The following is a 16,458-nucleotide window of genomic DNA, read 5'->3' as shown; positions in this document are numbered from 1 at the left end:
GGAACATTTCGTTACCCTTCGATACTGGTAAAAGCCGTGAGCGAGTTACCCCGACAATGAGCGATGCAGGTGACGCGACCGTTCCGGACACGCCCGAGCCGCCGGAACGAGACCGTGGCTCGATTTACGTTCTCGGGACGGCCCACGTCTCCCAGCGGAGCGTCGACGACGTCCACGAGACGATCGACCGCGAGGACCCCGACGTCGTCGCCGTCGAACTCGACGAGGGGCGCTACCGCCAGATGCAGGGCGGCACGCCCGATGACATCGAAGCGAAGGACCTCCTGAGCGGCAACACCGTCTTCCAGTTTCTGGCCTACTGGATGCTCTCGTACGTTCAGTCGCGACTCGGCGAACAGTTCGACGTCGAACCCGGCGCCGACATGAAGGCGGCCATCGAGGCGGCCGAGCGAAACGGCCACGGCGTTGCCCTCGTCGACCGGGACATTCAGGTAACGATCCAGCGGTTCTGGGCGCGACTCACCGCCACCGAGAAGTTCAAGATGGTCGGCGGACTCGCCCTCGGGGTCACTGACCCTCGGACGCTTTCGGTCGCCTTCGGTGGGGTGTTCGGCCTCGCCCTGGGGCTCCTCTTTGGAACCCTATTTGCCACCACGGCCGGCCTCGAGAGCGCACTCGGCCTCGGAATTACGAATCCGACGATGCTCCAGTACGTGGGCGCGCTCGGCATCGGGCTGATCGGCGGGCTCTTCGTCGGGTTGCTCTTTCTCCCGTCGCTCGAGCACGCAGACGAGTACACCGGTCGCTTGCTCAGCGGCTCTTCGCTCCGGGTAGTTACGGGTGCCGTACTCGGCGTCGTCGGAATGGGGGCACTCGTCGCCACCGAGACGTACGTCGGCCCGTTCGACGCCAGCGCGCTCGAGGCGGCCGGGGACTTCGCTATTCGTGGCATCGTCAGCGGACTCGTCGGACTCGGGATCGGGGTCGCCATTGGTGCGGCCGTCGGTCTCTTGCTCGATGCGCTCACGTCGGACGTCGAGAACATCGAGGAAATCGACATCGAGGAGATGACCGACGGGGACGTCGTCGCCGCCATGATGGAGGAGTTCCGCCGGTTCAGTCCGAGCGGAGCCAACGCACTGATCGACGAGCGAGACGCCTTCATCGCCCACAAACTCCACACGCTCAGGGGGCAGGGCTACGACGTCGTCGCCGTCGTCGGCGCCGGCCACAAAGCCGGCATCGAACGCTACCTCGCGGCACCCGAAACCCTGCCGGCTATGGAGTCGATCACGGGAACGGCATCCAGTCGCCGGTTCTCGATCTTCAAGGTCATCGGCTACCTCGTGATGGTCGCGTTCGTCGGCTTCTTCTTCCTCCTGTTGATGGCCGGCGTCCGGGACGTCTTCCTGCTCAAGGTGTTCCTCGCGTGGTTCCTGTTCAACGGCATCTTCGCGTTCACGCTGGCTCGCCTGGCCGGTGCACGCTGGACCAGCGCCGGCGTCGGCGGCGCCATCGCCTGGCTCACGAGCATCAACCCGCTGCTGGCTCCCGGCTGGTTCGCCGGGTACGTCGAACTCCGGTACCGCCCGGTGAACGTCATGGACATCAGGACGCTCAACACCATCATCGGCGACACGTCGAAACCCATCACGGAATCCATCGAGGAGATGTTCGAGGTGCCGCTGTTCCGACTCATCATGATCGTCGCGCTGACGAACGTCGGGAGCATGATCGCGACGTTCCTCTTCCCGCTCGTCGTCTTGCCGTGGCTGGCCGGCGGCGAACTCGGCGGGGTTGACGCGCTGATGAACGAACTCATCAGGGGCGCACAGAACAGCCTCGAGTTGATCTACGAGGTCCTCTCGTGAGCTACGAACGACCCTCCCCGCTCACCTTCACTGATCGGGAACTGTTTGACCTGGCGCTCGCTTGGATCGTCCTGAGCGTCGCGTTCGCCCTCCTGCTCGCCCCCGTCCACCTCGGACTGGCGTCGCCGGGCCACTTCGCGATGATGATCGCGCTGAGCTTCGTCACCGTCGGCGTCGCGTTCTTGCTCCACGAACTCGCTCACAAGGTCGTCGCGGTTCGCTTCGGTCAGGTCGCGGCGTTTCGAGCCGACTACCAGATGCTCTTTCTGGCGATCATGAGCGCGCTGATCGGCTTCCTTTTCGCCGCGCCGGGTGCCGTCTACCACCGGGGGCGGATCACCTATCGCGAGAACGGGCTGATCTCGGTCGCCGGCCCAGTGACGAACCTGATCCTCGCCGGGTTCTTCTTTCCGGTACTCGTCGGGACACGGGTACTCGAGGGGCCGGCGCTGCTCCAGCAAGTCGGGCACATGGGCGTCGTGATCAACCTGTTCCTGGCCGCATTCAACATGATCCCCTTCGGGCCGCTCGACGGCAAGTCCGTCCTCGAGTGGAGCAAGCCCGTCTTCGCGGTGACGTTCGCGACGTGTGCCGGCCTGCTCGCGCTGTTTTACCTCGAGTTCGGCCTCCCGTTCTGACGATCCGTTCTTGTAAGCTAAAACGTCGATTTTAGCCTTCATCGACTTTTTCACCCCTGTTTTCGTACGAACGGGTATGAACAGGCGAGCGATACTGGCCGCACTCGGTGCCACGACGGCGGCCGCGGCGGGCTGTCTGGCCGACGAAGCCAGGCCCTCGAATGTGGACGACAGAAACGGCGCTGAAAACGGTGGGAACGGTGGCAACGATGAAATTGACGGCGGTGGCGGGGACGAGAGCCGCGTCCTCGAGGCGTTCGACGGCGAGCCGACCCGGCCCGAGTGTGACATTGACCCGGAGACGGTCGAGGTAGAGTACGGGGATGACCGCGAAGAGCACGAGACGGCCGAAACGATCCCCTACCCCGTCATGCCGGAAGGATTCGATGAAGAGGCGGTGATCGACTACCTCATCGCGTTCGACGAAGCGTACCTCACCCACAACCTGCTGTGTGCCCGGTCCGGCTCGGATCGAATCCTCCGGATCGGTCACAGCGTTCGAGAACGCGAGACCTTCGACTGGCACGAGGGAGCCACGACCGTCTTCTTGCTGCGTGCGGCCGGCGCGACAGCGGGTGTCTCCGATGACGGAGCGGTCTGGGAGAGCGATATCGGATTCAGCGCGGTCGTCTACGTCATTGACAGTGGCGGTGTCGCGAGAGTCGACTACCTGGACGCGGGTGCTGCCCTTGACCCGGACGAGCGCGAGGCCACGGCTCCGGACCCGCTCGAGGATGGAATACTGGTGGCGACGTTCGAGGGTAAAGTGACGTTCTGAGCACTCGAGGGCCGTCCGTCGGGCTGGAACGGTCGACGGCCGCGAACGACCATGCGGTTTGATGGCCGGGACACCCCTATTTGTACTCGAGCCATGCCCGATACCGATCACACGATCAGCTACGAGGACAGCAAACTCTACGAATTCACCCCCGACCTCGAGCCAGCGATCACCGTCGAGTCGGGCGATAGCCTGACCGTCGAGACGGCCGACAGCCTCGAGGGCGCGATCCAGGACGACTCGGACGTCCTCGAGGCGGTCCCCGAGGAGGTGAACGCGGCGACCGGTCCCATCGCGGTCGACGGGGCGACACCCGGCGACGTCTTGCGAGTCGAAATCGAGGAGATTCGCATCGCGGAGGACGCGGGCCGGGTCGTTACCATCGACGGCTTCGGGTTGCTCGACGGCCACGATAACGTCGAGTCGCCGCGGTCGAAGATGACGCCGGTCGACGACGGCACCCTCGCCTTCGCGGACCTCGAGGTCCCGCTCGCGCCGGTGATCGGCACGATCGGCGTCGCCACCGCCGAGGACGGCTACAGTACGCTCGTGCCCCACGACCACGGCGGCAACCTCGACACGACCGACGTCACGGCCGGCAACGCGGTCTACTTCCCCGTCTTCCAGGAGGGCGCGATGCTCGCGATGGGCGACTGCAAGGCCGCGATGGCCGACGGCGAGATGTGCGGGACGGGTTCAGAGATTGCCACAGAGATCAACGTCACCCTCGAGGTCGTCTCCGACCCCGCGACGAGCCTCGAGCGCCCGCTGATCGAGACGAGCGACGCCTGGAAGCCCCTCGCGAGCGCCGAGACGCTCGAGGCGGCCTGCGAACTCGTGAACCAGGACGCCATCGCCTTGCTCGCCGCCGAACACGACTTCGACGACACCGAGGCGTACATGTTCTCGAGTCTGGTCGGCGGCCTCGAGATCAGCCAGGTCGTCGACCCGCTGGTCACGGTTCGGAACGCGATCCCGAAGGCCTACCTCTCGAGTCCGTTTTGATCGGGTAGCGAATCGAGCGGCTGGCGGTCCACTGTCGCTGCCGTTGCGTGTTCCGTCGATATTGTCTAAATGGGACTCCTGTCGGTGCATCTGCATGGTTAGGCGCAGTCCTCACCTCGATACTCGAGAAGGGACTGGTACGATGTCGAAGACACGACCGATGGTCCGTAATCGAGAGGTAGCGTATCGGGTACTCGCGAATCCGCGACAGCGACGGCTCCTCACTACACTTGCGGAACGAGGACGGGACAGCGTCGACGGTCTCGTCGAGGCGGTCACGAGACGAGAGTGCCTGCCGGACGACGACGCCGAGGACCGTCGACGCGTTCGACGAGACGTTCACGTTTCGCTCGTCCACGTGCATCTGCCGATGGTAGCGGATCACGGCCTCATCGAGTACGACAGGGACGAGGGCGACGTTGCATTACTCGACGGATCGGGATCCGCCGCGTTCGAGGGCGTCCTCGAACTGGCTGTCAGTGAGGCCTGACCTCGAGCGGCTAGGTCGAACCGTCGAACGCGACGCTGCTGAACGCGACGCCCCCACGTCACATCGCTGAACGCGACACCGCCACCCACAATACCACCGAACGCGACGCTGCCGAACGCCACATCGCGGCTCGCCGTAGCGTCCGTCGCCCGCCCACTCCGACGCTGGACCGGTGACCTTTTGCCCTCGCCCCGTGCTCTCTCGAGCATGACCAACGAGGCGAACGAGGCGGGGGGTGGTTCCGGCGCTGGCGACGGAGACGACAGTAATGGCGAGCCAGAGGAACTCACCTACGCCGAGACGGGCGTCGACGTCGACGCCAGCGAGGACGCCACGGCCGCGCTCCTCGAGGCGTTCGGGAGCGGCATAACGACCGAGTACGCCGGCCTGCTCGACATCGGCGACCGCTACCTCGCGCTGGCGACCGACGGGGTCGGCACAAAACTCCTCGTCGCCGAGGCCATTGAGGACTTCTCGACCATCGGCATCGACTGCATCGCGATGAACGTCAACGACCTCGTCGCCGCGGGCGTCGAACCGGTCGCGTTCGTCGACTACCTCGCGGTCGACGAACCCGACGACGACCTCACCGCCGAAATCGGCGAGGGACTCGCCGTCGGCCTCGAGGAAGCGAACCTCACGCTCCTGGGCGGGGAAACCGCGGTCATGCCCGAGGTCGTCAGCGGCTTCGACCTGGCCGGAACCTGTGCTGGCCTCGCGCTCAAAGACGAGATTCTCGATGAAGATGCCGAAGCGGGCGACGTCCTCGTCGGCTTCCCCTCGAACGGCATCCATTCGAACGGCCTCACGCTCGCTCGCGAGGCCGTCACCCGGAACCACGACTACGGTGACACCTTTCCGCTGGACCCCGAGGTCACCATCGGCGAGGAACTGCTTCGACCAACCCGGCTGTACACGCACTTGCTCGAGCCGATGCGTCGCCACGACGTCCGGGCTGCCGCACACGTCACGGGCGGCGGTTGGACGAACCTGCTCCGAATGGGCGAGAATCGCTACGTGATCGAAGGTCCCCTGCCGATTCAGCCGATCTTCGAGTTCGTCGCCGAGGAGGGGAACGTCGCCGACGAGGAGATGCACCGCACCTTCAACATGGGCACTGGCTTCGTGGTTGCTCTGGACGAGTCGGACGCCGAGGCGCTCGCCGACGAGACCGATGGCGAGATCATCGGTCGCGTCGAGGAGGGCGACACGGTCGAGATTCGCGGCCTCTCGCTGTCCTGAGCGTCTCGCCTCGATTTCTCGCCCCTGTACCCACACCTCGAGACCTGCCACCGTACTCGCGCCTCGAGTTCTCGCCCCTGGATCCGCGCTTCGACCGTTCGCCTCCGTACTCACGCCTCGAGCCACCTACATCCCCGGCGGCGGCCCCTTTCCCGAATCGTCCTCGAGTTCGACGTCGAGACCCATCGACTTCCGCTTCTCTTCGAGGGCCTTGACCTTCCGGTAGTAGTAGGCGACGCCGGCGCCGCCGGCAGCGGCGACCACGAGGACGACGCCGGCGAAGATGAAGACGTCCCGCCCCAGATAGTACCGGATCGAGAGCGAGCTATCGACGTGTTCCCACCGGAGGTGCTCCTGGTCGTCGACGACCTCCCGTTCGTGTCCGCCCGGGTTCACCGACCCGAAGAGGTAGTTCGTCGATCGATAGCCCGGAGGGAGGATGACCTCGTAGGAGCCCTCGACGTAAGCCGGCAGGTAGAACCGCCCCTGGTTCGCGGGGCCGGTAATTGCCAGCGTCCCATTGCCGTCCGGAACCCGGATGTCGGTACTCGAGCGGTCCTGATCGACCTCGAGTTCGGACCCCGTGAGTTCGGTACCGTTCGGGTACCAGTAGCGGACGGCCCGAACCTCGAGTGGCTCCTCGCGGTAGAGCGTCGACCGGTACAGCGACAGGTCTTCGGTGTCGTTCAGGTCGTAGACCGCGCGGAACTCTCCGTCGCTGATGAACGATCCGCTCTCGACCTCGATGGCGACGTCCGCCTCGCGGTCCCGGAGGTCGTCGTACGACTGGGACTCATCGAGGGCCTCGTCGGAGATGCCGCCAAAGAGCATCGTACACCCGGCGGTCGTCGCGAGTAGGGCGACGGCGAGCGTTGCGAGGACGAGGCGACGGTTGACCGTTCTCATGGCTGGCGGTCAGGGAACGACGCAGCGCAACTCCGCCGGCAGGTACGAGCCGATGCTCGAGAGTAGCCCTGGCGGGTCGGTGTCGTCCGTACAGATGACGCTCTGCTCGAGCAGCCCCAGTCGTTCGATCGTGACGTAGTCCTGAGCGTGGCCGGCGCGATTGAGCGTCGCCCGGACCTCCGCGCGGGTCGCACTGTTGACGTTCAGGCGGCCGGTCCCGCGCGTCCACTCGAAGAGGCGGTCGCGTTCGGCGTCGGTCAGCCGTGATCCGTCCGCCTCGTCCGGTCGGTAGACGAACTGCAGTGGCAGGTGCTGGACCAGGCCGAAGCGCTCTCTGACCTGTGCGGGCGATCCCGGCCCCAGACCCAGCTGGTCGGCGGGGATTCGAACCCCGGTCTCGGTTCCGACGTCCAGGACGAACCCGTCGTCGTCCCACGATTCGAGCGTGCCAACGTAGGTTTCCCCGGCCTCGAGATCGGGGACGATTTCGCCCCACTCCTCGCGGAGGACGTTGCGCGCGACGACGGCGTCCTCGCCCTCGATCGTGACGGAGGGGAAGTCGTCGTGTCGGACGCCGATCTCGAACTCGACGTCGAGTTCGCCGATCTCGTTGTCGACCAGTGATCGCAGGGAATCGAGCGCCCGCTGGTGGGCGTCGCCGTCGACGTACAGTTTGGTTGCGAGGACGACCATCAGGCGGTGGATTCGACGTTGAGTTCGTCCTCGAGGGCGTCGAGGCGGTCGTCCATCGCGCGGACGAGTCGGCTGTTGTCCATCGATTCGACGGGCGAGCCACACTCTGGGCACTCGAAACCGAAGTCCATCGCTTCGCCGAACTCGAAGCGAATCGAACAGATCTCACAGAGGTAGAACTCGTGGTTCTGCTCGTACTCCCGACGGTCGAGGAGGGCGTCGTAGAGCCGGTAGAGTTCCTCCTCGAGGTTCTCCGGGATGTTCTCGTACTCGAACGTCCAGAGGTAGGTGAGCCAGCCGGAATCCTCGTCGCGGAGGCGGCGATAGGTGGCGAGGTCGTTCTCGTACAGGATGAACAGCGCCCGTCGCACATCGTTTAGTTCGAGGTCCAGCGTCTCGGCGAGTTCCTCGTCGGTCACCTCTCCGTCCGGCGGCGCTGCCGCGACGGGCATCCCCTTGGGACCGACGAGCTCGTGTAAGTACTTCTGGATAACCGGGTCCTCGAGCAGGTCCTCAAAAGCCATTACCCCGTAATAATCGCATGCGGCCATTAAGTCTTGTTACTCGGTGCGCCGGGTGCGACGCTGCGGAGCGTGTCGGCGTCGAAATGCGAGTCCGTGCCGCTCGAGTGTGGTTGTCCTCGTTTGGGGCTGCCCGTCTGCCGACTCTCACTCCTCGTCGGCCGAAACGACCCGCTTGCCCGTCTCCATCGGAACCACGCGCCGATCCGCACCCTCCCACTCCCGCTCGAGTTCGCGGCCCTCGAACAGACGATCGAGGAAGACGGCCAGCCCCGCGACCTCGGAGTGTGGCTGGTTCGTCACGCCGACGTTCCAGTCGGCCTCCTCGTAGACGTCGAACGGTACCTTCTCCGCGCCGACGACGATCAGGAGCGGGTCGCCGTCCTCGTGGTGGGCCCTTCGAACGGCGTCCTCGACGTCCTGGACGCGCTCGCCATACATCGTGAGGTGGACGACTTTTCCCTCCCATCCGCGGACGACTCCCTGGGTGGAATCGGTTAACTCGACTGCGAACGGCCCGCCGAAACGTTCGGTGATGTCCGCGACCGTCTCGAGGGACTGGCCGGCGTTGTCTGGGAGGAGGACGCGGTCGGCGCCCAGTGCCCGGGCTGTCAGGCCGACGTGGGTCGTCATCCGCTCGTCTCGCCCGGGTCGGTGGCCGAGCCGGAGGACAGCGACCTCGGGGTCGCGACGCTCGTTCATACGAACGCGTAGCTGGCTGGGGCATATGTGCGTTCGGATCCGCAACCGCTTTGGCACAGACTGCTCGTGGACGCTGCCCGAGAGACGATTCCGGCGGTAGCTTTTTGCTCACACCGGGACACACACCGGCATGCACTCGACGGGACCGCTGGCGGCGCAGGGTGACTCACGATGAAGCCAGGAGCGTGGCTCGAGACCGCCCGCGAGGAGCGGTGGGGAATGCTGGTCGACTTGCTGTTCGCGATCATCTGGGTAACGATCGTCGAACTCCTCTTCAGCGTCCTCGAGGGACCGACGTGGGCGTACTACGCGCTCATGCTCGCTGGGATCGTCGCTTACTTCGCGTTCGTCTGGAACCTCGAACTGGCTCGCGAGTGGTACGGCTCCGGCGAGAAGCGGTGAACGCAGGATTCTCGAGATCGTCGCCAAACGCGAACCTGGGGGTCGTCACCAACCACGAGACTGCTGCTGGCTGCTACTGAGCGATCGAAACGCGAAAATCGTGAGCGGTAGTGAGTCGACCGTTACTCCTCGACCGACTTCCGGGCGTCGACGACGAGCACCGGAACGGTCGTCGACCGCAGGGTTCGTTCGGTGACGCTACCCAGCAGGGCGCGCCTGACGCCGGAGCGGCCGTGGCTGCCCATGACGACGAGGTCGATGTCGTTGTCCTCGACGTAGTCGGCGATCAGGGCGTGCGGCCGGCCGCCCGAGTAGTGTTCGACCACCGAGAGACCTTTCGCTTCGGCCAGGTCGCGAACGTACCCGGTCGCGGCTTCTGCCTTCTCGCGAAGCTCGGTCATGCCCTGGAAGTCGCCCTGCCTGAGGCGGTCGACCTGTTCCGTCCCAAGCCCGTAGGCGACCGCGTCAGTGTCGACGACGTACAGCGCGTGTACCTCCGCGCCGTACTTCTCCGCGTGGTCGAGTGCGTGCTCGACCGCTACTTCCGCCACGCTGCTACCGTCCGTCGGGATGAGTATGCGTTCGTACATTGGTCAGTCGTCCGCAGGGGTGGGTCCGTTTCCGTTCCGTTCCCTGACGACGTCGGCCGCCGTCTTGTCTTTGGGCATCGGATCTGGGCTGTGACACTGCCGGACCATCTGCTTGGTCTGGAGAGGTGGTTCGGGCGTCACCAGCGACACGATGATCGTGACGGCGAAGACGACTGGCACGCCGATCAGACCCGAGCCGATGGCAGGCATCCAGGTCGCGATGAACTCGTTCCCCAGGGGGGTGATCTGGAAGTGCCCCTCGTTGAACATCGGGATGAGCCAGAGGATCAGCCCGGTGGACATCCCGGCGAGCGCGCCCTGACGGTTCGTCTTCTCCCACCAGAGACCGAGGAAGAACATCGGGAACAGCACGGTGGCCGCCAGCGAGAACGCGAACGAGACCAGTGCGGCGATTGGGGCCGACGGGTCGAGCGAGAACAGGATCGTCAGCACACCGAGAGCGATGATGCTCAGTCGGCCGACGAGGACCTGCTGGCGCTGGGTCGCGTCGGGGTTGATGATGTTCGCGTAGATGTCGTGGGAGATCGCCGACGAGCCGGCGATGAACAGTCCGGCGACCGTCGCGACCGCCGCGGCGATGCCGCCTGCCGCGACGAAGCCGACGAGCCAGGTGGGCAGGCCGGCCAGCTGCGTCGCCAGCACGACGATGACGTCACCGGCCTCGGTGCTCATGCCCGGGTCACCGTATGCCGGCTGGACCTCGCTGCTGTAGAGGTCGGTCCCGAACGCCGCGTACGCTGGTGCCGAGAGGTACAGCAGACTGATGAAGAACAGTCCCCAGGTGCACGACCAGCGGGCCGTTCGCTCGTTCTCGACCGTGTAGAAGCGAACGAGGACGTGCGGGAGCCCGCAGGTCCCGAAGATCAGGCTGAACGCCGTCGCGATCCAGACGTAGTAACTCTGGTTCACGAACGGCTCGGAGAACTCGCTGCTGAGTTCGCTGATCAACATTCCGTACTCGAGCTGAGGGAGGAATGTCGAGTAGCCCGCCGCCCAACCGGTCACCAGCAGCCCGATCAGGAACGCGCCGATGAGGATGACGTACTGGAGGACCATCGTTTTGGTCGCCCCGAGCATTCCCGACAGCGAGAGGTACGCGATCGTGATGACCATGAAGATTACCATCATCGCCTGGTAACCGCTCAATCCCGGGATTCCGGGATCGCCGAGGATGTACAGGCCGACCAGCCCCATTCCGCGGGCCTGCCCGAGCGCGTAGACGAATCCGATGAGGAACGTCGTGACTGCCGCGATGGCACGGGCGGCGTCGGAATTGAATCGATCGCCGATGAAGTCCGGTGCGGTGTACTTCCCGAATCGGCGCATCTGAGCGGCCAGGAAGATGAGCAACACGAAGTAGCCGGCGGTCCAGCCGACGACGAACGCCAGGCCGTAAATCCCAGACAGCGCGATTAGGGAGGCCATCCCGAGATACGACGCCGCCGACATCCAGTTGGAGCCGATGGCCATGCCGTTCTCGACGTTGCCGATCGAGCGACCGGCGACCCACATGTCCGCCGTATCTGCCACCTTGTAGAAGACGCCTGCCGCTAGGAACAGCCCCATCATCGCGATGACGATGATCGCCGGGAGCAACTTGAACCCGATGTTCAGCCCTTCGGGAAGCAACTCCTGGTCAGACTGTAGTACGACGCCTGCATCCCCAAGCAGCGAGAGCGCTGCCAACGCGAGGCCGTTCATCGATCGACACCCCCGTCGGTTGCCGTCGCCTCCGAACTGGTGTCGGTGCGCCCTGTCTCCGTCGCCTGTATCTGCTCGATTCCGTACTTCTCGTCTATACTGTCGCGCTTACGCACGTACCAGACCGACAACAGTAGTGCGCCGCCCGGACCGCCAATTGCGATCAGGAAGTAGTGAAGCGGAAACCCTAGCCCCGGCATCGTTGTCGTCATCAGGTCCGGCGCCAGCCGCGTCGCGGTGATCGGTCCGAATACGATCACCGCCCAGAGGAAGAATCCCGTCAGGATGACCCTGTTGTGATCCCGCATGAACGGGGTTCCCGGCTTCAGCAGGTTAATCTCGACGTCCAGGTAGTCGATCTCTTTCTCTCGTTCGACGTCCGAACGGCCGCCATCGGTCGCGACGGTCCGTTCTTCGCTCTTCGATTCGTGAGTGGTATTGTCTGGCATTGTATCGTCCGTGTATCGTGTGCTGTGAGTGTGGTCTCGATAAGCGGTGATCTGCCCAGGCCCCTCCTCAGTCGTCCCCAACCTGGGCAGCGATGTCCTCGACGACCTCCGGGTTTCGGAGGGTCGAGGTGTTGCCGAGTTCGTTCCCCGAGGCGATGTCCTCGAGCAACCGGCGCATGATCTTGCCCGAGCGCGTCTTGGGGAGTTCGGGTGTGACGATCACTTCTTCGGGCCGGGCGATGGGTCCGATGGCATCCTCTACCCCCTCAACGATACGCGACTCGAGGCTGTCGTCGTCCGTGTAGCCGTCTTCGGGGATGACGTAGGCGTAGACGGCTTCGCCTTTGATGTCGTGGTCGCCGCCGACGACGGCAGCTTCGGCGACGCCCTCGACGCCGACGATGGCGCTCTCAATTTCCATCGTGCCCAGACGGTGGCCGGAGACGTTGATGACGTCGTCGACGCGCCCGAGGATGGTGATGTAGCCGTCCTCGTCGATTTTCGCGCCGTCTTCGGGGAAGTACACCCACTCGTCGCTCTCCTCATCCGAATACTCCTGCCAGTACTCGGAGAGGAAGCGCTCGTCGTTGTTGTACAGCGTGCGCAGCATCCCGGGCCACGGGTTATTGACGGTGAGATAGCCGGCGTTCCCCGCCTCAACCTGATCGCCGCTGGCGTCGACGATTCTGGCGTCGATGCCGGGCAACGGCGGCCCGGCCGATCCGGGTTTCATCTCACCGACGCCAGGGAGCGTGGTGATCATCATCCCGCCCGTCTCCGTTTGCCACCAGGTGTCGATGATGGGACACTCGCCGTCGCCGATGTGGTCGTAGTACCACTGCCAGGCGCGGGGGTTGATCGGCTCTCCGACCGTCCCCAAAAGACGCAGACTCGAGAGGTCGTGCTGATCGGGGTACTGCTTGCCCCACTTCATGAACGCCCGAATCGCCGTCGGGGCAGTGTAGAAGATGTCGACGTCGTTCTTCTCGACGAGTTCCCACAGCCGGTCTTTCTCAGGGTAGTCGGGCGTCCCCTCGTACATGACGGTGGTCGTACCCAGCGCGAGCGGACCGTAGACGATGTAGGAGTGGCCAGTGATCCAGCCGATGTCGGCCGCACACCAGTAGGTGTCCTCGGGTTTGACGTCCAAAACGGCGTGAGAGGTCCAGGCGGCATACGAGAGGTAGCCACCCGTGGTGTGTTTCACCCCCTTGGGCTGGCCGGTGGTGCCCGAGGTGTACATCAGGAACAGCATGTCCTCGGCCTCCCTCGAGACCGGCTCGACCGTCTCGCCTTCGTGAGCCTCGACGAGTTCGTCGTAGTCGCGCTGGTTCTCACTCAGCGAGTGCGAGTGATCGTCACCGAGGCGGTCGACGACCACCGTCTCGACGTCGTGATCGACGCCCTCGAGTCCCTCGTTGGCCTTCGAGAGGTGGTCGAGGCCGTCACCGCGGCGGTAGTAGCCGTCGCAGGTGACGAGGTACTCGCTGTCGGCGGCGTTCATCCGCGTCGCGAGGGCATCGGCGGAGAAGCCGGCGAAGACGACGCTATGCGGCGCCCCGATGCGGGCACACGCGAGCATCGCAATCGGTAACTCGGGAATCATCGGCAGGTAGAGGGTGACGACGTCGTCCTCCTCGACGCCCAACTCTCGCAACGAGGCGGCAAAGGCCTCGACCTCGTACAGCAGGTCGCTGTAGGTGTACGTTCGGGTCTCCCCAAGTTCACCCTCCCACTTGATCGCCGCCCGATTCTTCGCGCCCTCCTCGACGTGGCGGTCGAGGCAGTTGTACGACGCGTTGAGCTCGCCGCCGGTGAACCATCGATAGAACGGCGCGTCGTCGTCCTCGAGTACGGTGTCGTACTCCTGGTTCCAGGAGAGCAGGTCCGCAGCGCGCTCCCAGCACTCCGGCCAGTTCTCCTCGAACTCCTCGTAAATCCCCGGATCGCTTACGTTCGCTTGCTCGACGAACGATGCCGGCGGCTCGTAGGTCTCCCCCTCGGCCAACCGCGCCTCGAGTGCAGGTTCTTCCTGTGCCATGTTACACTACAGCAATACGAGATAAAGGGGGTAAATACCGACTCTAGGTGAGCAAAACCACGTCGGGTGGGAAGCTCGAGTAATCAGTCGAATGAGGTTAATTTGATGATTATTTGGGATGTTTGGGGATGGAATATATTCTGGATGCAACCCGAACGTGTTCGAGCCGAGTCTCTCCAACTTCAGGCCAGCGTGTGGGTGGCGAGCGACTCGCCGTATCTAGATAGTTAGGGACGGTCGTCGAAGAACGTCCGCAGCAGTTCGTGCTGTCCTTTCCTGAGGTGGTTGTGCAGAGTGGGCGAAGAGACGTCCATCGCGTCGGCAATCTCCTCGGCCGTACTCTCGCGCGGCCAGTCGTAGTACCCGCCGAAGTACGCCGCTCGAAGCGCGGCCTCCTGGCGGTCGGTGAGTCGCTCTTCCAGGCCCGTTCGGAACGCGCGGGCCGTCTGGACGGAGCGCTCGACCTGGCGCTTCCCGACGAGTTCCGACGCGGGAAACGCCGCACGCAGGCCGTCGACGACGGTTCTGACGTCGGTATCGCTCGCACACTCGGCCGTGATCGTCGTCGTCCCGTCCCGGGTCACCGACTCGAGCACGGTCACGCCGTACTCCATCAGCGTGAGCGCCGGCGAGGAACCCTCGACGACGAACTCGAGGCGGCTGCCGTCCGCGTAGGTATCGATCACCCGGCACTCTCGAATGCCGGCGTCCGATTCGGCGTGTTCGAAGACGGCTGCCGGGGTGGCGTCGGTGACGTGGACGTAGTATAACTGGGTATGATCGTCGATGGGGACGAGCGAGTCGAGTTCGAACCGACAGTCGAGTCGAGCGCTGGCGTCGACGAAGAACGACGCCGCGTCCCGGCAGGCGAACTCGAGCTCGACCACCGCGTCGGAGAGCAGGAGGTTACGACGTCGGACGGCCGCGATGGTGTGACCGACCTGGGAACCGAGGGTCTCGAGCCAGGTCCGTTCCCGTTCGCCGACCGTCTCGCGGGCCGTTCCGAGGAGTAGCGTGCCGTAGACGGTGTCGCCGTAACGGACGGAAACCGCCAGGAGCGTCCCGTCGAAGTCGTCGGTCGAGACGTTCGTGCGGACGCTTCCGTCGGCCAGGTCTCCGTGGTCCACGTCGGTGGCTTCTTCGAAGGCCGCCTGCAGGTGCTCGATCACCGCGTCCTCGAGGCCGCTCGCGGCGTACCACTCTCGGCGGGTTCTCGAGGCGGTCGTTCGGTTGATCCAGGCGAGTTCGTACGGCCCTTCGTCGACGAGCGCGCGACAGACCTCGGTTTCGACGGCCTCGTGCGTCGAGGCCTCGAGCAGCGCGGCTGTGACCGCTCGAGCGGGTTCGAACCGGTGGTCAGGGCTCGAATCCTGGCACGCGAGAACGACGAACCCCCGGCTCCCGTCGGCGTCGAGGGGGACGATCGTTTCGAGTACGTGCGTCCGTGACCCGTCAGCTCGGCAGCGCCACCCGTCGGCATCGACTCCGTGTTCGTCGCGCGCGGTCTCGAGCAGCCGATCGGGAACGCCCTCGTCGAGGGCCGCGTCCGGAAAGAGGATTTCGACGTGCGAGCCGATCACGTCCTCTGCCGCGTACTTGAAGAGGGCGGCCGCTCCCTCGCTCCAGCGGTCGATGCGTCCGTCGGAATCGAGGTGAAACCAGGCGTATCGGTCGGACCGCTCAAGTACTTCCTGCAGCGCGTCGTCCGTCGAGTTCCCGGTCGGTTCGCTCGCTCGCTCCTGTACCGGTCGACCGCCGTTCGAGAGGGCCGAGGGGACCGACGAACCATCCGGCGTGCGCCCCGTTTCGAGCGGCTCGAACGCCCGAACCAGCTCGTCGCGCGTCGGGTTGGGGAGGTAGGGCTCGAGCGCCTCGAAACTCTGCCAGCCACCGGCGGCTTTGACGGCTCGCGGGTTGCGTGTTTCGCGAAGCGCACGTTCCGCGAAAAAGCGGCGCAGATCGCTCGAGGAGACGGTCTCGAGCGCCGAATCGTCGAACCGCTCGCTCGCCCGGGAACTCACCTCGGTGACGAGCATCTGGACGCGACGCGGCGTGACGGGAACGAGACGGTCATCGTCGCCGATACCGTTGCCGTGGGCGTACTGGCGAAGTGCTCGTTCGACCCGTGTTGGGAGGTAGGCGACTCGGGCGGGGTCGTCGACCGACTCCCTCGAGGCGGGGACGGCGAGCCCGTATCGTGGTGGGTCGGCGCGAAGTTGCCGGACGCAACTCGGCGTCAATCGCACGACCTCCGCCGGTCGGAGGCCGACGTCGCCGCATAGCCGGACGACGAGGGCCTCGCGGTGAGTTTCGGCGGCGTTCAACAGCGCCTCATACCGAGTCGCTGTCAGCACCGTCGATCCACCATCGGTCATGTTTCGTGTTCTCGAGTAACGCGAATATAAGTATGTCCTTCTTTCGCCGTTACCACCATTGTACGTCGTTAT

Annotated in this window: 16 protein-coding genes; 7 read left to right on the top strand and 9 right to left on the bottom strand. The window is 64.8% G+C overall.

Annotated features, from left to right (window positions below; genetic code table 11):
* The first annotated feature begins 56 nt into the window (after positions 1 to 56).
* From NGM29_RS18240 to purM, 6 genes are all read left to right on the top strand, one after another.
* Entirely contained in the window at positions 57 to 1,832 is a 1,776-nt protein-coding gene (locus NGM29_RS18240) for a TraB/GumN family protein (RefSeq protein ID WP_254158204.1), read from the top strand.
* A complete protein-coding gene (locus NGM29_RS18235) occupies positions 1,829 to 2,470 on the top strand; it encodes a zinc metalloprotease (protein ID WP_254158203.1) in 642 nt (213 codons plus the stop codon). Before NGM29_RS18240 ends, NGM29_RS18235 begins: the two co-directional genes overlap by 4 nt.
* Positions 2,471 to 2,546: 76 nt before the next feature.
* Positions 2,547 to 3,248, top strand: coding sequence for a hotdog family protein (locus tag NGM29_RS18230; RefSeq protein WP_254158202.1), 702 nt, complete (start codon positions 2,547 to 2,549; stop codon positions 3,246 to 3,248).
* Between the two features lie 93 nt (positions 3,249 to 3,341).
* Complete coding sequence (locus NGM29_RS18225) at positions 3,342 to 4,253, top strand: acetamidase/formamidase family protein (protein WP_254158201.1); 912 nt, start codon at positions 3,342 to 3,344, stop codon at positions 4,251 to 4,253.
* 142 nt (positions 4,254 to 4,395) lie between these two features.
* Positions 4,396 to 4,743 carry a DUF7344 domain-containing protein gene (locus NGM29_RS18220; RefSeq protein ID WP_254158200.1) on the top strand — a complete coding sequence of 116 codons (348 nt, stop codon included), beginning with the start codon at positions 4,396 to 4,398 and terminating at the stop codon, positions 4,741 to 4,743.
* Positions 4,744 to 4,950: 207 nt separating this feature from the next.
* Positions 4,951 to 5,985 carry a phosphoribosylformylglycinamidine cyclo-ligase gene (gene purM, locus NGM29_RS18215; RefSeq protein WP_254158199.1) on the top strand — a complete coding sequence of 345 codons (1,035 nt, stop codon included), beginning with the start codon at positions 4,951 to 4,953 and terminating at the stop codon, positions 5,983 to 5,985.
* 126 nt (positions 5,986 to 6,111) lie between these two features.
* Here purM and NGM29_RS18210 read toward each other — a convergent pair whose 3' ends face one another.
* From NGM29_RS18210 to NGM29_RS18195, 4 genes are all read right to left on the bottom strand, one after another.
* Positions 6,112 to 6,891, bottom strand: coding sequence for a DUF5803 family protein (locus tag NGM29_RS18210; protein ID WP_254158198.1), 780 nt, complete (start codon positions 6,889 to 6,891; stop codon positions 6,112 to 6,114).
* A gap of 9 nt (positions 6,892 to 6,900) precedes the next feature.
* Entirely contained in the window at positions 6,901 to 7,584 is a 684-nt protein-coding gene (locus NGM29_RS18205; RefSeq protein WP_254158197.1) for a DUF2110 family protein, read from the bottom strand.
* On the bottom strand, positions 7,584 to 8,108 hold the full coding sequence (locus NGM29_RS18200) for a transcription factor (protein WP_254158196.1): 525 nt from the start codon (positions 8,106 to 8,108) through the stop codon (positions 7,584 to 7,586). The genes NGM29_RS18205 and NGM29_RS18200 overlap by 1 nt, the downstream gene beginning before the upstream one ends.
* 144 nt (positions 8,109 to 8,252) lie before the next feature.
* Positions 8,253 to 8,807 (bottom strand): tRNA (cytidine(56)-2'-O)-methyltransferase, encoded by a 555-nt coding sequence (locus tag NGM29_RS18195; protein ID WP_254158195.1) that lies wholly within the window; start codon positions 8,805 to 8,807, stop codon positions 8,253 to 8,255.
* A gap of 171 nt (positions 8,808 to 8,978) precedes the next feature.
* Here NGM29_RS18195 and NGM29_RS18190 point away from each other — a divergent pair, with 171 nt between their 5' ends.
* Positions 8,979 to 9,209, top strand: a complete 231-nt coding sequence (locus tag NGM29_RS18190) for a DUF8119 family protein (RefSeq protein WP_254158194.1) — start codon at positions 8,979 to 8,981, stop codon at positions 9,207 to 9,209.
* Positions 9,210 to 9,331: 122 nt separating this feature from the next.
* Here the strand turns inward: NGM29_RS18190 and NGM29_RS18185 are convergent, their stop codons facing one another.
* The 5 genes from NGM29_RS18185 to NGM29_RS18165 form a co-directional block, all read right to left on the bottom strand.
* Positions 9,332 to 9,799: a universal stress protein gene (locus NGM29_RS18185; RefSeq protein ID WP_254158193.1), complete on the bottom strand. Its 468-nt coding sequence runs from the start codon at positions 9,797 to 9,799 to the stop codon at positions 9,332 to 9,334.
* A gap of 3 nt (positions 9,800 to 9,802) precedes the next feature.
* The gene (locus NGM29_RS18180) at positions 9,803 to 11,521 is read right to left on the bottom strand and encodes a VC_2705 family sodium/solute symporter (protein WP_254158192.1); all 1,719 of its coding nucleotides are present in this window, start codon (positions 11,519 to 11,521) and stop codon (positions 9,803 to 9,805) included.
* Positions 11,518 to 11,970, bottom strand: coding sequence for a DUF4212 domain-containing protein (locus NGM29_RS18175; protein WP_254158191.1), 453 nt, complete (start codon positions 11,968 to 11,970; stop codon positions 11,518 to 11,520). Before NGM29_RS18175 ends, NGM29_RS18180 begins: the two co-directional genes overlap by 4 nt.
* 67 nt (positions 11,971 to 12,037) lie before the next feature.
* Entirely contained in the window at positions 12,038 to 14,011 is a 1,974-nt protein-coding gene (acs, locus tag NGM29_RS18170) for an acetate--CoA ligase (RefSeq protein WP_254158190.1), read from the bottom strand.
* A 227-nt stretch (positions 14,012 to 14,238) separates the two neighbouring features.
* A complete protein-coding gene (locus NGM29_RS18165; RefSeq protein WP_254158189.1) occupies positions 14,239 to 16,386 on the bottom strand; it encodes a bacterio-opsin activator domain-containing protein in 2,148 nt (715 codons plus the stop codon).
* Between the last annotated feature and the right edge of the window lie 72 nt (positions 16,387 to 16,458).

This window comes from Natronosalvus rutilus, from assembly GCF_024204665.1.
In the GTDB taxonomy this organism is placed as follows: Archaea; Halobacteriota; Halobacteria; order Halobacteriales; family Natrialbaceae; genus Natronosalvus; species Natronosalvus rutilus.
Note: the sequence above shows the minus strand (reverse complement) of the source record. Positions and strands in the feature narration are given on the sequence as shown.